14 protein-coding genes are annotated in these 20,664 nt (G+C 44.5%); 9 read left to right on the top strand and 5 right to left on the bottom strand.

Annotated features, from left to right (window positions below; all coding sequences use genetic code 11):
* Positions 1-322: 322 nt before the first annotated feature.
* The 3 genes from RUMAL_RS12425 to RUMAL_RS12415 all read left to right on the top strand — a co-directional run bounded on the left by RUMAL_RS12425 (position 323) and on the right by RUMAL_RS12415 (position 2,355).
* Positions 323-706: a hypothetical protein gene (locus tag RUMAL_RS12425; RefSeq protein ID WP_013499068.1), complete on the top strand. Its 384-nt coding sequence runs from the start codon at positions 323-325 to the stop codon at positions 704-706.
* A 294-nt stretch (positions 707-1,000) separates the two neighbouring features.
* On the top strand, positions 1,001-1,714 hold the full coding sequence (locus RUMAL_RS12420) for a hypothetical protein (protein WP_013499067.1): 714 nt from the start codon (positions 1,001-1,003) through the stop codon (positions 1,712-1,714).
* Positions 1,714-2,355 (top strand): hypothetical protein, encoded by a 642-nt coding sequence (locus RUMAL_RS12415; protein WP_013499066.1) that lies wholly within the window; start codon positions 1,714-1,716, stop codon positions 2,353-2,355. Before RUMAL_RS12420 ends, RUMAL_RS12415 begins: the two co-directional genes overlap by 1 nt.
* 104 nt (positions 2,356-2,459) lie before the next feature.
* Here the strand turns inward: RUMAL_RS12415 and RUMAL_RS12410 are convergent, their stop codons facing one another.
* Complete coding sequence (locus RUMAL_RS12410) at positions 2,460-3,830, bottom strand: MATE family efflux transporter (RefSeq protein ID WP_013499065.1); 1,371 nt, start codon at positions 3,828-3,830, stop codon at positions 2,460-2,462.
* A 160-nt stretch (positions 3,831-3,990) separates the two neighbouring features.
* Positions 3,991-4,917: an aldo/keto reductase gene (locus RUMAL_RS12405; RefSeq protein WP_028504092.1), complete on the bottom strand. Its 927-nt coding sequence runs from the start codon at positions 4,915-4,917 to the stop codon at positions 3,991-3,993.
* A gap of 431 nt (positions 4,918-5,348) precedes the next feature.
* Between RUMAL_RS12405 and RUMAL_RS12400 the strand changes: the two genes are divergently transcribed.
* The 5 genes from RUMAL_RS12400 to RUMAL_RS12380 all read left to right on the top strand — a co-directional run bounded on the left by RUMAL_RS12400 (position 5,349) and on the right by RUMAL_RS12380 (position 14,923).
* Positions 5,349-5,570, top strand: a complete 222-nt coding sequence (locus tag RUMAL_RS12400; RefSeq protein WP_013499063.1) for a hypothetical protein — start codon at positions 5,349-5,351, stop codon at positions 5,568-5,570.
* Positions 5,474-6,982 (top strand): GGDEF and EAL domain-containing protein, encoded by a 1,509-nt coding sequence (locus RUMAL_RS12395; RefSeq protein ID WP_336470116.1) that lies wholly within the window; start codon positions 5,474-5,476, stop codon positions 6,980-6,982. The genes RUMAL_RS12400 and RUMAL_RS12395 overlap by 97 nt, the downstream gene beginning before the upstream one ends.
* Positions 6,983-7,302: 320 nt before the next feature.
* Positions 7,303-9,999: a glycoside hydrolase family 9 protein gene (locus RUMAL_RS12390; protein ID WP_013499061.1), complete on the top strand. Its 2,697-nt coding sequence runs from the start codon at positions 7,303-7,305 to the stop codon at positions 9,997-9,999.
* A gap of 680 nt (positions 10,000-10,679) precedes the next feature.
* Entirely contained in the window at positions 10,680-13,682 is a 3,003-nt protein-coding gene (locus tag RUMAL_RS12385; protein WP_013499060.1) for a glycoside hydrolase family 9 protein, read from the top strand.
* A 182-nt stretch (positions 13,683-13,864) separates the two neighbouring features.
* Entirely contained in the window at positions 13,865-14,923 is a 1,059-nt protein-coding gene (locus RUMAL_RS12380) for a GGDEF domain-containing protein (protein WP_013499059.1), read from the top strand.
* A gap of 83 nt (positions 14,924-15,006) precedes the next feature.
* On the opposite strand, the gene metF is transcribed toward RUMAL_RS12380, so the two are convergent.
* From metF to RUMAL_RS12365, 3 genes are read right to left on the bottom strand one after another with little or no spacing between them, the layout of a single operon-like run.
* A complete protein-coding gene (metF, locus tag RUMAL_RS12375; RefSeq protein ID WP_013499058.1) occupies positions 15,007-15,885 on the bottom strand; it encodes a methylenetetrahydrofolate reductase [NAD(P)H] in 879 nt (292 codons plus the stop codon).
* The gene (gene metE, locus RUMAL_RS12370) at positions 15,872-18,145 is read right to left on the bottom strand and encodes a 5-methyltetrahydropteroyltriglutamate--homocysteine S-methyltransferase (protein WP_013499057.1); all 2,274 of its coding nucleotides are present in this window, start codon (positions 18,143-18,145) and stop codon (positions 15,872-15,874) included. Before metE ends, metF begins: the two co-directional genes overlap by 14 nt.
* 55 nt (positions 18,146-18,200) lie before the next feature.
* Entirely contained in the window at positions 18,201-19,076 is an 876-nt protein-coding gene (locus RUMAL_RS12365) for an IS1595 family transposase (RefSeq protein ID WP_013497884.1), read from the bottom strand.
* A gap of 400 nt (positions 19,077-19,476) precedes the next feature.
* Between RUMAL_RS12365 and RUMAL_RS12360 the strand changes: the two genes are divergently transcribed.
* Entirely contained in the window at positions 19,477-20,550 is a 1,074-nt protein-coding gene (locus RUMAL_RS12360) for a LacI family DNA-binding transcriptional regulator (RefSeq protein ID WP_013499056.1), read from the top strand.
* Positions 20,551-20,664: the final 114 nt, after the last annotated feature.

The raw sequence follows: 20,664 nt of genomic DNA, 5'->3' as shown, positions 1-20,664 counted from the left end.
AGACAGAGCATACGGTATATGAAGGGGGATCGACCTTGCAATAAATGTTGATCAAACGGAGATAGTAATGATTGATCGCCTGAGAGCGAGTATAAGGGTTTGATCAGTTAAATGGAAAAAAGTATCGATTTACATATACGATGAATGACCAATACCTTGCCGGAAGATCGGTTTTGATCCCGGCAGGGTATTTTTATGCTTCTTGTTCGGAAAATCTGAACTATCGTGGGTATACTGCTGATATTGGGGATAATGCTATTTGTAAATATTATATTAAATATGCAATTCAAATATTGCATTTTAAAACGAAAGGATGAAATCTATGAAAAAGACCATGAAGAGATTCGCAGCTATCACCGCAACTATGATGACCATTTCCGCACTTGGCAGTATATCAGCTTTCGCAGAACCGACTATAACATCAGATAATTACAGTGATGGTCCAGATTACAAAAATGCCAGTGTTGCACTTCAGGCAAAGATTTCCAGCGTGGATACTCCTGTAGAGGAGGGTGATATCGATCCTAATAATAATGATTCTGTCAATCATATCTGGAATGTAACAATCGATGCTGATACGTTGCAGTGGGATATCGTTAGAACCGATACAACTCGTAAATATCAGGTTATTACATGGGATCCAGTTAACCATACCTATAATAAGACAGTAGGAGATGATCAGGAACCGTATCCTCTTATGCTTTAGCAGACAATGAGACAGAAGAAAAATCATTCAATATTAAGAATGACAGCAACTTTGCCATAACAAGTGTTACATCGATAGCTGATAACAGTCAATCAGAAAATTTTGGCGCAACCTTTAATGTTTCAAATTCTCAGGAACCTATCACGGTTGGCGGTGATAGAGATACATCTATCACTATCAACATTACAAATATGAGCGGCTTTGATTCACAAAGCTACGTTGATATCGGTACTGCAAATATTACATCAGCGGCTGTACACCACAGCCGCTTTTCAGCGTAAGGAGGTAACAAAATTGGACAACGAGATCATGGAGCGTGATAATGCGCAGACGACCGATGAGAATAAGCGCAAAAAGCACGGTGTCAGAGATATCATAGGCTGGATCATCAATATACTGCTGACGGCAGTATTTATCTTGGTATGCACATTTTCGTTATACCGCAGATACGACGAGCCGCATATATTTGAAAAGCCTGCGGCAGCAGATGAAAATCAGCAGAAGATAGATCCGCAGAAGGATGATAATCAGAAAAAAACTGATGACAGTTCGGCACCGAAAGATGATGACAAGCAGGTGACTCCCGACCAGACCGACACTTCAGAGGAGGAAAGCAAGGCTGAGACCAACGGTCATTTCACTGTATATTCCGCAGGTGATGTCTACACTGCCGAGAACGGTTCGGGCAAACTGCACTGCGATGTCCGAAATGTGGAGGATTCCACACATGATATAGTAATGAGCCTGTATATAAGCGAGGACGAGCTTATAGCTCATGGGCTGAGTACGAACGGCGTAGAGGACGGCAAGTGGCTGATCGCGCAGTCGGGACTGTTTGAGCCCGGCTATATGATAGGCGAGGTACAGCTGAAAACTCTGCCTGATGGTTCGTATCTGCCCGCAGGCAGCTACAGCTTGAATATGAGCGAGCGTTTTTATGATCACGAAACGGGTGTGCTTTCACCCTATGACGCAAATATCCCTGTTACATTGGAGGTGGCGAACTGATGAGCGATGCAGCAGTAAACGAAAAGAACAAGAAGCAGCCAATGCACCGACTGATCGGTCGTATCTTCATGGCGGCAATGATAATACTTATCGCCCTGATGCTTATTATAAAGTATGTGACATATTTGCGTCCCGAAAAAGTAAAATTTGCTGCGGATACCAAATCGATATCTGAGGTGAACCCTGATGCATCGAGCCTGCAGGTCATGCCCTTCAATAGTGATCTGACGGTAGCGTTCCAGCCGATACTTATATGTGACAGTCGCGACAGGACGGTGCAGGTAGATTTTGTTTCGCCCGAGAGCACAAAGGTGCTTGTTCGCGCGGAGATATACACTGATAAGAAGAATCTCGGAAATAAAAAGATGAAGCTTTTCTGGCATGATCTGTTCTATCCCTCTGATGAGAGCCTTGTACGCATAGGTGCAACGGGCTGGGTGCGTCCCGGTGAGATGATCGAGAAGCTTACACTGGATGAACTGCCGTCAAAAATGTCAGATGTTACTGTCCGCTTTACAGCGGTAAATCCTGCAAACCAGAATATAAGCAGCGGTGTATTTGATATGAACACTATCATGCATATAGTGGATTACAACGGCAATATGCTCAACGAGAACGGTGAGTGGGTCAAGGCAGAATAATGTTGACAGATCCAACTCATTGTCAGGTATGGTGTATAAGCCTTATGATAATATGATAGTAAAAAATCCCACAGTTTCTATAACGGAAACTGTGGGATCATTTTTTATAGTTTTGCGCCTGCAAGTGATTTTGAGTCGATATCGGGAACATCGGGTTCTTTCAGCTGTTTGCAGCTTACAAATCCCCATATAAGCACCGGTGTCATGAACAGCCATGAGATCGGTTCGGATATTATAATAGCCTTATAGCCTATCTTCGGTGCCAGCAGGAAGGATACGACTATTTTTCCTACAAGCTCGATAAAGCTGGACATTGTGGGCATAAGCTTTATCTTGACACTTTGCAGTGAATGCCTGAACACGAATATTATACCGAGTACGAAATAGAATGGGAAATTGAAATGGGTATACTGAGATGCTGTTTTGATTATATATTCTTTATGCAGACCTGTTATTGCCTGTACGAAGAAAGGTGTGCCTACGTATACAGCTATGATAGCGAATACGCTCCATATCCAGGTAAGCATGGTGGCACTGTAAAAACCCTTGCGTACTCTCGAGTATTTTCCTGCACCGTAGTTCTGACCGGCGAAGTTTGAAGCAGCACCGCCGAATGCCATCATAGGCATCATGCACATCTCACTTATCTTTCTTGCGGCGATATGAGCGTTGATGGTATCTTTGCCGAGGTTATTTATCGCACCCTGCATTATAAGGGAGCCAAGACCTACCATGGAATTCATAAGTCCCATAGAACAGCCCGATGCGTACATATCACCTGCAAACTTGCGTGAGAATTTGAAATGCTCAGCTGAGGGTATGAGGAACGGGTATTTTTTCTTCATATAGATAAAACAGGCAACGGCCGACATACCGGAAGTGATAAGAGTAGCAGCGGCAGCGCCCCTTATGCCTAACCTCAGATATTTTACAAACAGTATATCAAGAATTATATTTCCGAATGCTGAGAATATAAGGAATACCAGCGGCATGACTGTATCGCCTATAGCACGCATCAGCGATGCCATAGCATTGTAGCAGAGGATTATCCCCATTCCTGCGAGTATCATTGTTATATAACTTTTAGCGTCATTATAGATATCGGGTTCCACGTTTATAGCGTGCAGCAGGGGATCGATGAACAGGAGGCTAAGTATAGTGAGCACTATACAGGTCACTCCTCCTAGTACCACTGTTGCAGCCACAGTCTTTTTGAGCTTATCATAATTTTTTTCACCGAATGCACGGGCGGCAGTAAGGCTGAATCCGCCGGTTAATCCGTGCATGAATCCGATAATAACGTTGTTGATCGAAGACGTAGCGCCGACAGCAGCCAGTGGGTTTTCACCGAGATATTGACCGACTATCCTTGTATCTGCCAGATTGTAAAACTGCTGGAACACGTTTCCGAGCAGCATGGGTATGGCAAACAGCAGCAACAGCCGGGTAGGCTCGCCTTTTGTCAGATCCTTCATTATAATTTTCCCCTCACAATTCTATCCTATAACCAAAAACATATGACCAATGAAAAAGTATATCATAGGCGTTGTCTGTTTACAACAGGCATTTGATGATATATTATTAACTTTTCGTAAAAAGCAGAAACGGTCTGTTAAACCGTTTCCTTTAAGTCTGTTACGGCAGGAACTTACCCGAAGCGAGGTAGAGCTCATACCATTCTTTATGTGTAAGCGTTACCTTTGAAGCATCGCAGATATCCTTCAGGTGAGCAGGATCCATAGTGCCTGCGATAGCCTGCATATTTGCAGGATGACGAAGTATCCATGCGATCGCTATGGCAGTTTTCGGTACACCGTATTTTTCGCCCAGCCTTGCCAGTACTGCGTTAAGCTCGGGGAATTCGGGATCATCTACGAAGCATCCGCCGAACATACCCTTCTGGAGAGGTGACCATGCCTGTATGGTGATATCGTGGAGGCGGCAGTAATCGAGGATGCCGTTATCCCTGTCGGTTGAACGGTCTGTGGTAAGGTTGTTTATGTATAGTCCGCAGTCGATAAGCTGGGTCTGATCCAGTGAGAACTGGAGCTGGTTGAATACCAGCGGCTGACGCACATATTTTTTCAGGAGTTCCAGCTGACCCGGGGTAATGTTGCTTACACCGAAGTGGAGCACCTTGCCGCTGTCATACAGTTTATCGAAAGCTTCGGCTACCTCGGCAGGATCGAACAGCAGGTCCGGACGATGAAGCAGCAGTACATCAAGGCGGTCAGTGCGGAGCCTTTTGAGGCTGGCTTCGGCACTTGCCAGTATATCTTCTTTTGTCCAGTCGAACTCACCGCGGTCAAAATGCAGACCGCATTTGCTTTGAAGTACTATATCATCTCTGCTTATACCAGTCAGCGGCAGTGCGTCACCGAAGCGGGTCTCGGCTTCACCTTCACCGTAGCAGGTTGCATGATCAAAGAAGTTTATCCCCATTTTGTATGCGCTGTTTATCATATCAGCCGCAGCTTTCACATCAAGTGCAGGCATTCTCATACAGCCGAGGACAATGTTTGAAACGTTCTGAGGACCGTTGACAATATTCAGCATCTTCATCATATCCACTCCTTTTAAAAATCGTTATTTCATTTAATGACATTATTATAGGCAGAAAGCTCAGAGCCTTTTCTGCCTATAGAAATTATACCATATACCTCTTCTGAAAAGTGTTATATATGCTCATAAAAATTGTATAAAGCTATATTGTTGCAGCTGCCTGAGGCGCGGATAGACAAGCATGGTGTATCATACACAATATTAACATATCATTTTTAAATATTGGAAAAATATATATTTTTAAATTGGATGTGGGACTATATCGAGTTTGATAATGTTTAATTAAATTGTGCAAAATGCTAAAAACGTTATTTCAAACATGAAATAACCGAAAAAGATATTGAAATTTTTTTTGAACTGTGGTATAATAAATTTAACTTAGGGAACTATTTGTTCTTTAGCCAGCTAAATAACCGGAGGGGGGAGATCATGTGGATTCAATAGATATACTTGACAGCCGTCTGTTTGAAGGATTTGCTGAAACTTCTGAGAGAGGTTATATTTTTCTGACCGATCTTGATTCGGGTTTATCAAGATGGTCAGCTAAAGCGGTTGAATATTTTGGTCTGCCCGGAGAATATCGGAAAATGCAGGTGAGATATGGGCGAACCATGTACATCCCGAGGACAGGCAGAAGTATCTGGATGATATAAATGCGGTGCTCAGTGGGGTGAAAAATAATCACTGTGTTGACTACAGGGCGATGAACAAAGACGGCGAGTATGTTATATGTACCTGCAAGGGCAAGGTCATGCGAGGCAAGCCTGATATATTTATAGGTTCTATTGAGAACCATGGTATAGCTGAGAGAGTTGATGCGGCTTCGGGACTGTATAATGTATATGAATTCCTGCAGGACATACGGGATCTCAAGCTATCGGGTCAAACGGCAGTGGAACTGCTGATAGGTATAAACTGCTTTTCCGAGATAAACGATATGTACGGTTACAGCTTCGGTGACAAGGTGCTAAAACAGGTCGGAATGGTACTGAAGAACGTGATAGGTTCACGCAGCAAGGTCTACCGTATGGACGGTGCAAAATTCGCGTGCTGTCTTACTGACGTAGCTGTGGGGTATATTTACGATCTGTACCGTAAGATACAGTTTGAGATGAAGTATAATGTTTTTGTTGATAATATCCGTATACCCGTCTGTATATCTGCGGGGGCTCTGCTGCTTGACGGGGAATACGATGAGTTCTCGGTGCAGAGCAGTGCCAGGTATGCTCTTGAAAGATCAAAGCATGAACATCACGGGGAACTGTACGTATTTGAAAACAATATGAAAGACACCACACGCCGCAGGCTCGGGCTTATGAGTGCGCTGCGAAAGTCCATGGTGAATGATTATGACGGGTTCTTTATGTGCTATCAGCCGCTGATGTCATCAGACAAGGAGGAGCTGATAGGGGCAGAGGCGCTGCTTAGGTGGAACAGTGAGGACTTTGGTACGGTCATGCCGGGAGAGTTCATACCGATGCTTGAAAATGATCCAAGCTTTTTTGAACTGGGCTGCTGGATACTCAGACGTTCGATGAATGAGAGCATGATAATGGTGGAAAAATATCCTGATTTCACGCTTAATGTGAACATAGCCTATACGCAGTTGTCGCATCCGCTTTTCCGTGAATCCGTAAAGGCGATACTGAAGGAAACAGGGTTCCCGCCGAAAAACCTTTGCATGGAGCTCACAGAGAGCTGCCGTCAGCTGGAAAAAAGCTATCTTCAGGCTGAGATAAATTTCCTGAAAGGACTGGGGATTCGCATAGCGATAGATGATTTCGGTACTGGATTCTCGTCACTCAACCTGCTGAGTGATCTTTCGGTTGAGACACTGAAATTCGACCGCGGCTTTACAAAGGATATAATGACAAATACTGCCAATCAGGCTATAATCAAGGCTATAACAGGCTGCGCAAGAGAATTGCAGGTACATGTATGCCTTGAAGGCATGGAGACCCGTGAGATGATAGATTTTGCAAGACAATACTGCATATACAGCTATCAGGGGTATTATTTCTCCAGACCTGTTGTCATTGATGTGTTTTTACAGAAGTATCTTTAATGAGGAAATATGAACAAAACGTCCGACGGTGCTGTTTGCCGTCGGACGTTGTTTTTTGTATAATGTTTTATCTTTGATGAATTATTTTCAAATTTGCTGTTATATGAAATCATGACGAGAATACAACTATTATAGCATTCTACGCACTTTGTGCGGGATAGTTGTGTGAATGTGCTGTATTTTTGTTTTTTTAGGATATTTAATTTATTATTTTAGCCATTGACAAAAGGCAGATAATATAGTAAAATTTAAAAACACAAGGATATTATATTCATAATGACTAAAAGGAAAATCTTATTTTTTCGAGAGGAGAATGGAAAATGTTGATCAAAAAAATCACTGCAGCGGTATCAGCACTTGTTATGGCAGCTGGAATGGTCTCTGTACTGCCTCAGAACAGTTCACCGGTACTGACGGCAAACGCAGCTTCGGCATACAACTATGCAGAGGCACTCCAGAAGTCGATGTTCTTCTATGAGGTACAGCAGTCAGGTGTACTTCCCGAGTGGAACACTGTTCAGTGGAAGGACGACTGTATGGTCGATGAGGACGGTAACGACACTGACTACGTAAAGGGCGGCTGGTTCGATGCAGGTGACCACTTCAAGTTCTGTCTTACAAATGCTTATTCAGCTTCAATGCTTGCATGGGGCTATCTTGAGTACAAAGATGCTGTCGATAATGCAGGCATGGGCGAGCTTTACAGAAACAATCTCCAGTGGGGACTTGACTATGTAATGAACTGCGATATGGGCAACGGAAAAATGGTCGGAACTATCGGTGATTTCAAAGGCGGTTCTACTGACCATAACATCTGGTGCAGCTCAGAAGTTTATCTCCGTAAACATCACCTCAACAACGGTGACTGGAAGCGTCCGTATGATGTGATCGAAAATGCTTCTGTTGCAGGACTTTCTGCTGCTGCTCTTGCAGAAGGATATCTCGTATTCAAGGATACAGATCCCGACAGAGCTAACGAATACCTCAAGCACGCTAAGTCCCTTTTCAAGGGTGCTGACCAGATAAGAGACTGTTCAGATATCGGCGGTATGGCAGGTATGTATAAAACCGAGTCATGGGTAGATGACTGTATGTTTGCTGCTCTCTGGCTTTACAAGGCAACAGGCGATAAGTCATATCTCAACAAGGTTGAACAGGATTATATCCCCTTATTCCCCAAGGAAGAGCAGGATACAGCTCGTAAGTTCACATGGGGTCTCTGCTGGGACGATACCTCACAGGGTGCTGCTTTCCTCTACGCTCAGATAACAGGCAACAAGGAATGGACTGCTCACGTAAAGCGTCACCTCACTTACTGGATGGGCGAGGATTCCAAGCCTTTCTTTGGCAAGATAACACCTAAGGGACTTTCATGGCTGTTCCAGTGGGGTTGTCTGCGTCACGCAACTACTACAGCTTTCCTTGCAAAGCTCGGTTCTGATACACTCTTCAAGGGTACAGATGTTGAGAATAAGTTCAGCAAATGGGGCGATCTCCAGATGAACTACTGCTTTGGCGATAATGAAATGGGCTACAGCTATGTTCTCGGTATGGGCGATAAGTCTCCTACGGCTATCCACCACAGAACCGCTTCCGGCGTACACGACGACCACTGGAACGAGCTCGGTCAGGAATCCGGAGGAAACGAAGGCTGGCAGACAGAATATGCTCATACTCTCTATGGTGCGCTTATCGGCGGTCCTGACAGTTCAGGCGACTACGGCGATTACAAGGTAGCTGACTTCCAGTATACAGAGGTTGCTATCGACTATAACGCAGGCTACACTGCTTGTCTGTGTGCTATGATCGACGATTACGGCGGAAAGCCTCTCAATAACTTCCCTGTAAAGGAAACTCCCAAGTGGGCTGAATGGGAAGTAGCAGCAGTTCTTAACGGCAAGGGCAACAGCTACTCCGAGATCAAGGCATGGGCTATGAACCATACCGCTTGGCCTGCAAGAGTTGCTAAGGACATAGAGTACAGATACTTCTTTGATGCTTCCGAGATATTCGACGCAGGTCTGACTATCGACGACATCAAGGTAATAAGCAACAGCCAGCAGTATAAGGAAGGCGAGCAGGGCTACGGTACTGTAAGCGGTCCTTATGTATACGAGGGCGATAAGTCCGGCAAGACACTTTATGCTAAGGTCAAGTTCGAGGACGGCAGAGCTATCCAGCCTACTGGTCAGAGCGAGCACAGAGATGAAGTACAGTTCAGGATCTCTATCCCCGATGCTATAAACGGCAAGTCTACCGCAGGCGCTTGGGATCCTACAAACGACTGGTCTTACAAGGGCGGAATAGCTACAGCTACCGATATCAAGAGCGATAGTGCACTCAACCAGAATATACCTATGTATGTTAACGGCGTACTGGTATGGGGTACTGAGCCCGACGGTACTAAGGCAAGCGGTTCTGAGTACGTATTCAAGAGAAACGGCGGCGAATCAGGCTCTACAATAAGCAATCCTACCGTTAAGTGCGATAGTGTAACTACATCCTCTGCAAAGATCAGCTGGAACAAGGTAAGCGGCGTTTCCAAGTACGGCGTATACATCTACAAGAACGGCAAGTGGACAGGTCTTGCTGAGACTACCGCTAACAGCTACACACTCAGCGGTCTGGCAGCAGGTACAAGCTACAAGGTAGCAGTTCTTGCCAACAACAACGGCAAATATGACGGTGACTACTCGAAGGCTATAACAGTTACGACCCAGAAGAACAGCACTCAGACAAATGACTATCCTACAAACGTAAAGGCTAATTACAATACTCAGTATCACCAGATACAGTTAGTATGGGATAAGGTACAGGGCGCTGACAAGTACGGCATCGCTGTATACCTGGCAGGTAAGTGGAGAGTTCAGACTACCAATGTTACTACAAACAGCTATGTAACTCCCAAGAATCTGACTCCCGGTATGACCTACAAGGTAGCTGTTGCTGCAAGAGTTAATGGTCAGTGGAATACAACTGATCCTATCAAGAATGCTATAACTGTTACTGTTAAGTAATTGATCCATATAACAGTTGATCTATATAACGGCAGTTCCCGAGGGAGCTGCCGTTTTGTCTGTAAAATTTAAATATATGGTGGCTCAGCGCATGATCGCGATATTAAACGTTTTCTGAGCATAGTATAAAAATATGATATGCTGAAACGGATGATCTATGCTCAGATATGCTAAGAGAATATTTTTGCCACAGGGGAGATCATCCGTGATCTGAACGTGAAATGCCTTGAAATCGGGCTTATCAGGCGATCAGGGAAAACGATGATAAATGTGAGGTGTTATGTATAGTAATATTACTTTACAGGATGAGCTGAAAGAATATTGAGAATTATGAATATTTTAAGTTATATAATCAGATGGTCAAACCTATTAACAAAAATTATCCACGGATTTAATATACTGTACGAAAAACACGCTGTTGCTTAGCTTTTTACAATTTTGGAGTTGTACGTATTGTCTAAATAACACCCTTCGTAATCGTTAAAGTAAATGAAATTTAATCAAAACAATTGACTTTTTTGAGAAATATATTATAATAATAGCAAGAGGAAAAAAGGGCAGTGCAGGTCCGTTGAGGACTTCCTTATTTCTTATATTAAAAATGACAGCTTCGGCAGTTGCACTGATGCAGAACTGTGTTCGATCTATTTTATCTATTTTTTCAGGGAGGGTTAAAAACCATGCAGAAACCAATGAAAAGATTCGCCAGCGGTCTTCTGGCAACAGTAGTTTCTCTTTCCACAGCAGCAGCAATTGCTCCTATGAGTGTATTCGCTGGTCAGGAGCTTGGTCAGACTGATTTCAATGCAGGCGTAGGTCTGCCTTGGCACACTTGTGAGACTAACCCCGCTAAGCAGAAATTTGACATCAGCGGCGGTACTTACAACGTAACTATCGTAAACAATGATGGTCCCGAGTCCAGATGGGATCTCCAGCTTCGTCACAGAGGTCTCAAGATCCTGAAGGGTCAGAAGTATACTGTGCACTGGGAAGTTGATGCTTCTACCTCCGGTGAGATCTACACTAAGATCGGTAACTACGGCGGAACTGTTGAAGTATGGCACAATAACAACACAGACGGCACATTCAATCAGTGCTGGGACTGCGTACCGATAAAGGCAGGTCACAACGAGTTTGATGCAACATTTACTGCTGAAGCAGATGTTGACGTTGCTGAGTGGGCATTCCACTACGGCGGACAGGGTGAGTATCAGCCCAGAGACTGCTTCCCTAACGGAACAGTTCTGAAGTTCGATAATCTTTCTCTGATCGGTCCCGGAACTTGGAATCCAGAAAATGAGATGGGTGTTGTAAGACCTGAGAGCAACGTTCGTCTGAACCAGCTGGGTTACTATCCTAACCTTGCTAAGAAGGCTTCTTACGTAACTGACGCTTCTTCACCTCTGCAGTATGAGATCAGAGACAAGAGCGGCAACGTTAAGTATACCGGTACAACAAAGGTATTCGGTGCTGACCCTGATTCAGGTACAAGCAAGACTACTACTGTTCAGATGGGCAGTGAAAGCGTAACAAGACTGAAGGACAGCGGCGCTTACGTACATATCATTGATTTCTCTGATTTCAAGACTACTGGTACCTATACTATATTTGTTAAGGATACTGTTGGCGTATCCGGCACACAGGTACTGCTTTCTAAGGGCGTAAATGATACCAAGCTCAGCGGCAACAAGCTGATGTGGACAAATCCTCAGACCAAAAAGCAGTATGTAATGAACCAGAGCCATGAGTTCGAGATCAGCGACAGCATCTATAATGAGCAGCTGCTGAAGGACTCCATGAACTACTATTATCAGAACCGTTCCGGTGTTCCGATAGAGTCTCAGTACATCACCTCCGGTGATAAGAGCGCTCTGTCTCACAGCAAGTACGGCCACAACCCTGATACAGCTTATGTACAGAGCAAGTGGGTTAAGTCCTATGCTGGTGACGCTTCTGACGTTGAGAAGAGCAAGACCATCGACGGTACAGGTGGTTGGTACGATGCTGGTGACCACGGTAAGTACGTTGTTAACGGTGGTATATCCGTATGGACTCTCCAGAATGACTATGAGTTCACCAAGAAGAACGGTACCGCTGCTAAGTGGACAAACGGCACTATAGCTATCCCTGAGAATCGTAACAAGGCTCCTGATATCCTGGATGAAGCAAGAGTTGAGCTCGAGTGGATGTTCAAGATGATCGACAGCGACGGATTTGTATATCACAAGCTGCACGACCACAAGTGGACAGGTCTGGCTACCAAGTCTTGGGACTATGATAAGGAGACCATGGAGAACGGCGAGAAGGGCTGGGGCACAGTTCGTATAGTTAAGCCCGCAACCTATGCAGCTACATTCAACATGATCGCTTGCGCAGCACAGGCAGCACGTCTGTGGAAGGGCATTGATGACAGCTTCGCACAGGAGTGTCTGACTAACGCTCAGAACAGCTGGAAGGCTATAATTGCTAAGGAGAGCAAGTGGAACATCAAGAAGGGTGATTCTTCTACCGATCCTTACTTCGCTCCTCTGGATCAGGCTATCGGTGGCGGTGCTTACGGCGATACATACGTAGGCGACGATGCTTACTGGGCAGCTTGCGAGCTCTTCGCAACAACAGGCGATACTACATACTATAACTTCCTGAAGAAGTACAGCAATCCTAACGATAACTCCCGCAAGGATAAGGCATTCAGCCTGACAACTAACCTGGGCGGCGGCGAGAACAATGGTTCATTCAGCTCCTTCAACTGGGGTTGTACTTCCGGTCTGGGTACCCTTTCTCTGTACCTGAACCCCTCCAGACTCTCTCCTTCCGAGCAGAGTGCTGTTAAGTCTTCTATCACATCTGCTGGTGATACTTACCTGGGTCAGATGGCTAAGGAAGGCATGGGTATTCCTTACAGAGAGGCTGAATTCGAGGATGCTATCAACATCGGTGCTGGTGTTAAGGTTAAGGGTTATGAGTGGGGTTCAAACTCCTTCGTAATCAACAACGCAATGGTACTTGCTTACGCTTATGATGCTTCTAAGGGCTCTAAGTACCTGAACGGTGCAGCTGAAGCTCTCGACTACATCTACGGACGTAACGGTCTTGGCTTCTCCTATGTTTCCGGTTACGGCGACAAGACTATGGAATGGCCTCACCACAGATTCTGGTCTAAGGGTGTAGATCCTACCTTCCCGAAGGCTCCTAACGGCGTTCTGTCCGGTGGTCCTGGTGCAGGTATGCAGGATCCTTACATCGGCGGTCTGGGCTACAAGAGAGGCACACTGGCTAACCAGAAGTGCTACGTAGACAGCGCAGAGTCTTGGTCTGTAAACGAAGTAACCATCAACTGGAACGCTCCTCTGGTATGGATGACAACATTCATGATGGATAATGCTGGTGGTTCTCCTATCAAGACTGATTATCCTACAAACGTAAAGGCTAACTACAGCACTCAGTATCACCAGATCCAGTTCGTATGGGACAAGGTACAGGGCGCTGACAAGTACGGCATCGCTGTATATCTGGCTGGTAAGTGGAGAGTTCAGACAACTAACATCACCACAAACAGCTATGTAACTCCTAAGAACCTTACTCCCGGCATGACCTACAAGGTAGCTGTTGCTGCAAGAGTTAACGGTAAGTGGAATACAACTGATCCTATCAAGAACGCTATAACTGTTACAGTTAAGTAATTAAAGATCAGTCCTTTTATAAAGATCGGCAGTTTCTTCGGAAACTGTCGATTTTTTATATATTTGTAATATTTGAAAGTATATTTGTGTGTTTATTACTGTGAGGGGTTGACAAAATTTTAATTTATTGTTATAATACTTTTATGAAGATTTGTCAATAAATTATACGGAGGGTTGATATTATGCTTGAACGTATAAAACGATTCGCATTATATGGTGATACCGATGCTGAAAGCTATGATTCGATAAAGCGAAGGCTTGAAGAATCAAACCGAACGATAGCATTTTTCTTCGCATCAGTTGCCTCCGTTTTGATATTTGCGATGTATCTGCTGTCATTCACGAAGGAATGTTTCTCCTCCTCGCGCAACGTATTTATATTTGGTATGGTGTTCTCACTGATACAGGTGGCGGTTTCACTTGCTGCAAAAAAATGGCTGGCCCTTTCGTATGTTTCGGTATATATGGCAGTATCTGTCTTTCTTATATATGGCATCGCCATAGCAACTATTACCAGACCCGAAGAACAGACCGTAACTTTCATGGTCATGCTTATATTTGTACCGCTGATATTTGTTGACAGACCTATCAGGATGGCAGGCAGCCTTCTGACGTATATAATTGCTTTCATTATAATGGCACATATTACCAAGACTGATCCTGTGCTTTCGGTGGATGTTACTGATGCGGTGATATTCGGTGCGTTATCGGTAGTATCTGAGGCTGTAGTATACAGAGCCAAAATAAAGGGATATGTTCTTGAGAACAAACTGAAGGTTATGAGTGAAACTGATCAGCTGACCGGACTTAATAATCGCAATTGCTATGAATGGAGGATCACTGAGTATCAGAATATGTTCAAAAAAGCTATCTGCTGCGTATATATCGACGCAAATGGTCTGCATGAGCTTAACAATACAAAGGGTCATAAAGCAGGTGATGAGATGCTTTGCTTTGTGGCAGAATGTGTAGAAAAGCAGTTCGGAAGACGTGACAGCTACCGCGTTGGCGGCGACGAGTTCGTTGCGTTTGCTGCAGATATTGATCGTGACGAGATCGAAAAACGTATAGATAATATCAGGATAAGTATAACAGAACGCGGATATCATGCTGCCATAGGTTATGAGTACCATACAAGAAAATCATTGAAGATAAATGAGCTGATCCGCCTGGCAGAATCAAAAATGTTTGATGATAAGGCGGCTTATTACAGTACCTTTGACAGACGTGTAAGAAAATGATATGTAAAAAGAGTTCCCATTGGTGTGATCATCCAATGGGAACTCTTTGTTAAGTATTCAGGGGTACATAAGATAGCATTATGTTATGATACTAATGATCTTACCGCCAGCATATTATGCACAGCATCAAATATCCTGTGGGCAACGTATGGATCGTTCATGGTATAAAGATGTATGCCGTCAACGCCCAGCGCAATAAGATCGGTGATCTGATCTATGGCATAGGCTATACCAGCATCACGGAGCGCGTTGGGATCGTGCTCATACTTTTCAAGAACGCGAATGAATCTCTTAGGAAGATCTACTCCGCAAAGCTTTACCATACGCTCTATCTGACGTTTGTTTGTCACAGGCATGATACCTGCCTCGATAGGTACATCAACACCTGCCAGTAATGCTTTTTCTCTGAAATCACAGAAATAGCTGTTATCAAGGAAAAGCTGTGTGATAAGGTGATCAGCACCGCAATCTACCTTATGCTTCAGCCAGTGAAGGTCATCCACAGCATTCCTGCTTTCCGGATGGATCTCAGGATAGCAGGCTGCCAGGATATTGAAGCTGTAGTTTTCTTTTATAAAGCTGATAAGATCGCTTGCATGGCGGAAATCTCCTGCAGGTGTACTGCCTTCGGGAAGATCACCGCGCAGTGCGAGTATATTCTCGATCCCGTTGTCAGACATACTGTCGAGTATAACACGTGCCTGTTCTTTGGTAAGACCAATACAGGGAAGATGTGCAACGCTCTCTACACCATAACGGTTTTGTATATCTGATGCGATCTTTATTGTTCTGCTGCCGTTCTTTCCACCGCCTGCACCGTAGGTCACACTGATGAAATCGGGGGATATATCAGTCAGGTGATCGAGAGTGTCATAAATGACGCTCTCATCGGTGTCAGGGCGGGGAGGGAATATCTCCAGCGAAAAAACGGTCTTATTTTTAAAAATATCAGCTGTTTTCATTTCTTGCCTCTTTTGCAGCGTTAACAAGGTTTGTAAGGCTGGGAACGGTTTCCTTGGTGCCTCTTGTTTTAAGTCCGCAGTCGGGGTTTACCCACAGCTTTTCAGCAGGGATACGGTCAAGCATCTTTGCCACAGCTGCCTTGATCTCCTCCTTGGAGGGAACTCTGGGCGAGTGGATATCGTAAACGCCGGGACCTACCTCAGTACGGAAGTTGTTTTCTTTCAGAACATCGAGTATAGTAAGATCGGAACGTGATGCCTCGAATGTGATAACGTCAGCATCCATATTGTCGATATCCTTGATGATATCAGCGAACTCACTGTAACACATATGAGTATGGATCTGAGTTTCGGGGCGGACACCGCTGTGAACATATCTGAACGCGGGTATAGCCCAGTCAAGGTAATCTTCTCTCCAGTCAGCGCGGCGGAGAGGGAGCTTCTCACGGAGTGCAGCCTCATCTACCTGGATTATGCTGATACCGTTAGCTTCAAGGTCAAGCACTTCCTCACGGATAGCAAGTGCTATCTGCAGTGCGCTTTCTTTGAGGGATATATCCTCACGGGGGAATGACCAGTTGAGTATTGTAACAGGACCTGTGAGCATTCCCTTCATGGGCTTGGAGGTAAGGCTCTGTGCATATACAGACCACTTAACGGTCATGGGCTTTGCTCTGGATATATCGCCCCATACAACGGGAGGCTTAACGCATCTTGTACCGTAGGACTGTACCCATGCCTTTTCGGTGAAAATATAACCATCAAGGCACTCACCGAAATACTCGACCATGTCATTTCTCTCGAACTCACCGTGAACGAGCACGTCAAGACCGATCTCCTCCTGAAGTGCTACACACTCAGCAATCTTCTTCTTCATGAATGTCTCATACTCATCGTTGGTGATATTGCCTGTACGCAGATCCTTTCTTGCGCCCTTAACATCAGCGGTCTGAGGGAAGGAACCGATGGTAGTGGTAGGGAAGAGAGGCAGCTTGAAACGCTCCTTCTGTACCTTTTCACGCTCTGCGAATGCGGGCAGTCTTGTGAAATCCTTATCTGTCAGCTTTGCGACCTTTGCTCTTACCTCGTCGTTAGCACCTGAACGTACTTCACTGTGGAGAGCCTTGTTCGCAAGATATTCCTCTGTCTTTTCGGGGGCATCTGCGCTTGTGATCTTCTTCAGTTCTGCTATCTCAGCCAGCTTTTCTTCTGCAAAAGCGAAGTGCTTCTTTACGTTCTCGGGGAGCTTGCTTTCATTTGCAAGGGTAACGGGAACGTGCTGGAGTGAGCATGATGTATTTATAACGATCTCGCCTGCATTGGCTTTGAGGATCTCAAGATTTGCAAGTACCTTTTCGTAGCTGCATTTCCATATATTCTTGCCGTTTACAAGACCTGCAAACAGGATCTTATCCTTGGGGAAACCGTTTGCCCTTACAAGCTCAAGGGACTTTTTGCCCTCTACGAAGTCAAGACCGATGCCGTCAAATGCGAGGGAAGTGAGCTCGGTATAGACATCTCTTACATCACCGAAATATGTCTGAGCGAGAACCTTGACACTGCCCTTTGCAGAGAGTATCTTTTCATAGAGAGATACAAACAGCTTCTTGTCCTCAGCTGTCATATCCATTACGAGGGATGGCTCATCGAACTGTACCCACTCAGCGCCAAGATCTGCAAATTTTTTCAGTATCTCGGAATATGCTGCAGCTGCTGCATCAACAAAATCAGCGGCTGTCTTTTTGCCGATATATCTCGCAAGCTTCAGGAAGGTGTAAGCACCAACGATAACAGGCTTGGTCTTGACACCGTTCTCAAGTGCCTCATTGAAGAGATCAAAAGGCTTGGTACCTGCCAGCTTGATATCTGCAGCATCGTCGATCTCAGGTACGATGTAGTGATAGTTGGTGTTGAACCACTTTTTCATAGCCAGTGCTTTAACATCGCCCTTTTCGCCCTGATAGCCTCTTGCTGCTGCAAAGAAGGTATCAAGCGGAGAAAGACCAAGTGAGGTATATCTCTCGGGAACAGCATTCAGCAGGAAAGCTGTATCAAGTACGCCGTCATAGTATGAGAAATCATTTGAAGGGATAAAGTCAAGACCGCTTTTCTTCTGAAGATCAAGATCGTAAAGTCTTATCTGCTTAGCAACTTTTTCCAGTTCAGCCTGATCTATCTCACCTCTGAAATACTTCTCACTTGCAAATTTGAGTTCTCTGAGTCCGCCGATACGGGGATAACCGATTATAGATGTATTCATGTGTATTTCCTCCAATTTTTAATATGGTTATCCCCTTAACACACCACAAGTAAGATCACTGCACCAAAGCAGCCAAAAGCCTTAAATACGCACTGTTTCCCAGCTTACGACGGTTGAATTTGTAACAGTATTCGGCAGCATATAACGCTGTGTGGATCTTTTCGTTTCCGTGGTAAGTTCCCATGATCATTGCTTTGAAGTTTGATATAACTTTATGCATCCAATTCAGCTGACCGCTTGTCGGATCATATGTTTCAAAAACATGGAAGTATTTCTGTGCCAACGGTTTCTTGTAACTTCGAGCATTATCACTCTCGATCTTCGAGCCAGCGCGGATATTATCCCTGGCAAATCTACCCACAGTTATACCCTTTAAATTCGGCACATCTCTCATTTTAACGTACTCGGGATTTCCTGCTGCGTTCTTCGATAAAGCTACGATCATCTTGACTTTTTCAGTACCTCTGCCGCGCTTTTTACCGTGAGTCGGAGCACCGAGATACGTGTCATCAAGTTCAACGATTCCGTCGAGCAAATAGCGTTCTTCACGGCATTTCATAGCTTTTCTGATGCGGTGAAGGATGTACCATGCAGTCTTGTAGGTCACCCCCAAAGACCTCATCAGCGTAACAGCAGAAACACTGCATTTGTTGCTCATAATGAGGAATGCGGTGACTATCCACAGTCTGAGCGGAATATGTGTTCTGTGCATAAAAGTTCCGTTTGTGGCGGATATATCTGCTTTACAGAACTTGCAGCGCAGCAGATGGCGTGACCTTATCCTGCGGTACTCAGAGCCACCGCAAAACGGGCAGGCAAAGCCCTTTTCAAAGCGGATATCAAGCAGAAAATCCTTGCAAAAGCTTTCATCTGCGAACTTTGAATATATCCCATCAAGTGTGATCTCAGGTTTCGGAAATCTTTTTGACATAGCGACAGCTCCTTTCGTTTCCTGTCACTATTATACTATATTTTCCGGTTTTTGAGGTCTGTTTATTTGGACAGCATTGTAAATTATCTGTGGTGTGTTAAAGGGATAACCATGATTTTTAATATCATATTAAACCTATATGATTTTCTATAAAATATTATATCACATCATTAGGTGAAAGTAAAATACTTATTATGCATAGATAGATATAGCTTTAAACTATACCAATAGCTGAGGTATAAATTATTATTATAAATGTATATATAATAAAGAAATGAAGTTGAGGGATCCAATGCTGCAAAGTTAAAAAAAGTTAACATTTATCCTGTTGACAAATTTCCAGATATTTGGTATAATTCATATTATCCCGATATGAAATAGCGGAAAGGAGGGTGTTTGGGTGTCTCTGAAAAAGATCTCCGAAATGACGGGTGTATCAGTCTCGACGGTCGGCAGGATACTTAGTGATCCCAACCACAAATGCTCCAGCGAAGATGTGAGAAAGCGAGTGCTGGAAGCAGCACGTGAGATCAACTATATACCGAATGCGAGCGCACGTTCCCTTAGATCGGGCAGCAGGAATGAGGACAAGATATACCACGTGAATATACTGCTGACCAGATTTGCTCATGAAACTACAGATCCGTTTTATGAAGAAATGCTGATGACCCTGGAAAAGGAACTTCGCAACAGCAGCTGTATAATAGGTAATATATGGCATAACGCTGAGTTCTCTGATGAAAAGCTGAGTAAGACTGACAGGCTAAAAATATTGACAGATGAGCTTTATCCTTCATCGGGACAGCATTCCGACGGGCTGATTGTGATAGGCAAGGTTACAGCCAGAGCGCTGAAGCTGCTTAAAACCAAGGAAAAGAATATAGTTTCCATAAACCGTAATTCAACTAATTACGAGGCGGACGAGGTCTTGTGTGACGGCAGCAGGATAGCACAGACGGCTGTTGGGTATCTGGCAAAGCTGGGACACACAAAAATAGGATACGTTGGTGATTGCCATAATGAATCGCGTTTTGCGGGATATCAGGCGGCGCTGACAAACAACCGTCTTTCACCTGATATTGATCATATCTTCGATACGCTGCCCAATGAGGCTAACGGTATCGCGGCTATGGAATATTTCAGCAATCTGGATGATCCGCCTACGGGTATATACTGTGCAAATGATATCCTGGCTGTGGGTATGCTGAAAGCTCTAAACAGGCGAAGAGGACGCGGGTATGCACCGTCAGTGATATCCAGTGATGATATTGAGGCGGCACAGTATACCAAGCCGATGCTGACGACCATATCACTTCCGAAAAACGAAATGGTAAGGTTCGCACTGATGCTGCTGCTTGACCGCATAAAAGGCGGTCATAAAATAGTATCGCGGCTGGAGGTGGAAGGTACGCTGGTCATACGTGAGAGCTGCCAGCCTTACAGAGAGCTCAACGAACCTGAGTACTATATATAAATATAAGTTTAATGCCGATGACAGATCGTCGGCATAATGCTTGCAATAAAACGATAACGTTATCACTGGATTTGGGCAAATACATATAAAAGTGCTGACGGATGCGAGAAGACA

This window comes from Ruminococcus albus 7 = DSM 20455, from assembly GCF_000179635.2.
Lineage (GTDB): Bacteria > Bacillota > Clostridia > Oscillospirales > Ruminococcaceae > Hominimerdicola > Hominimerdicola alba.
This window is presented reverse-complemented; position numbering and strand designations above follow the sequence as displayed.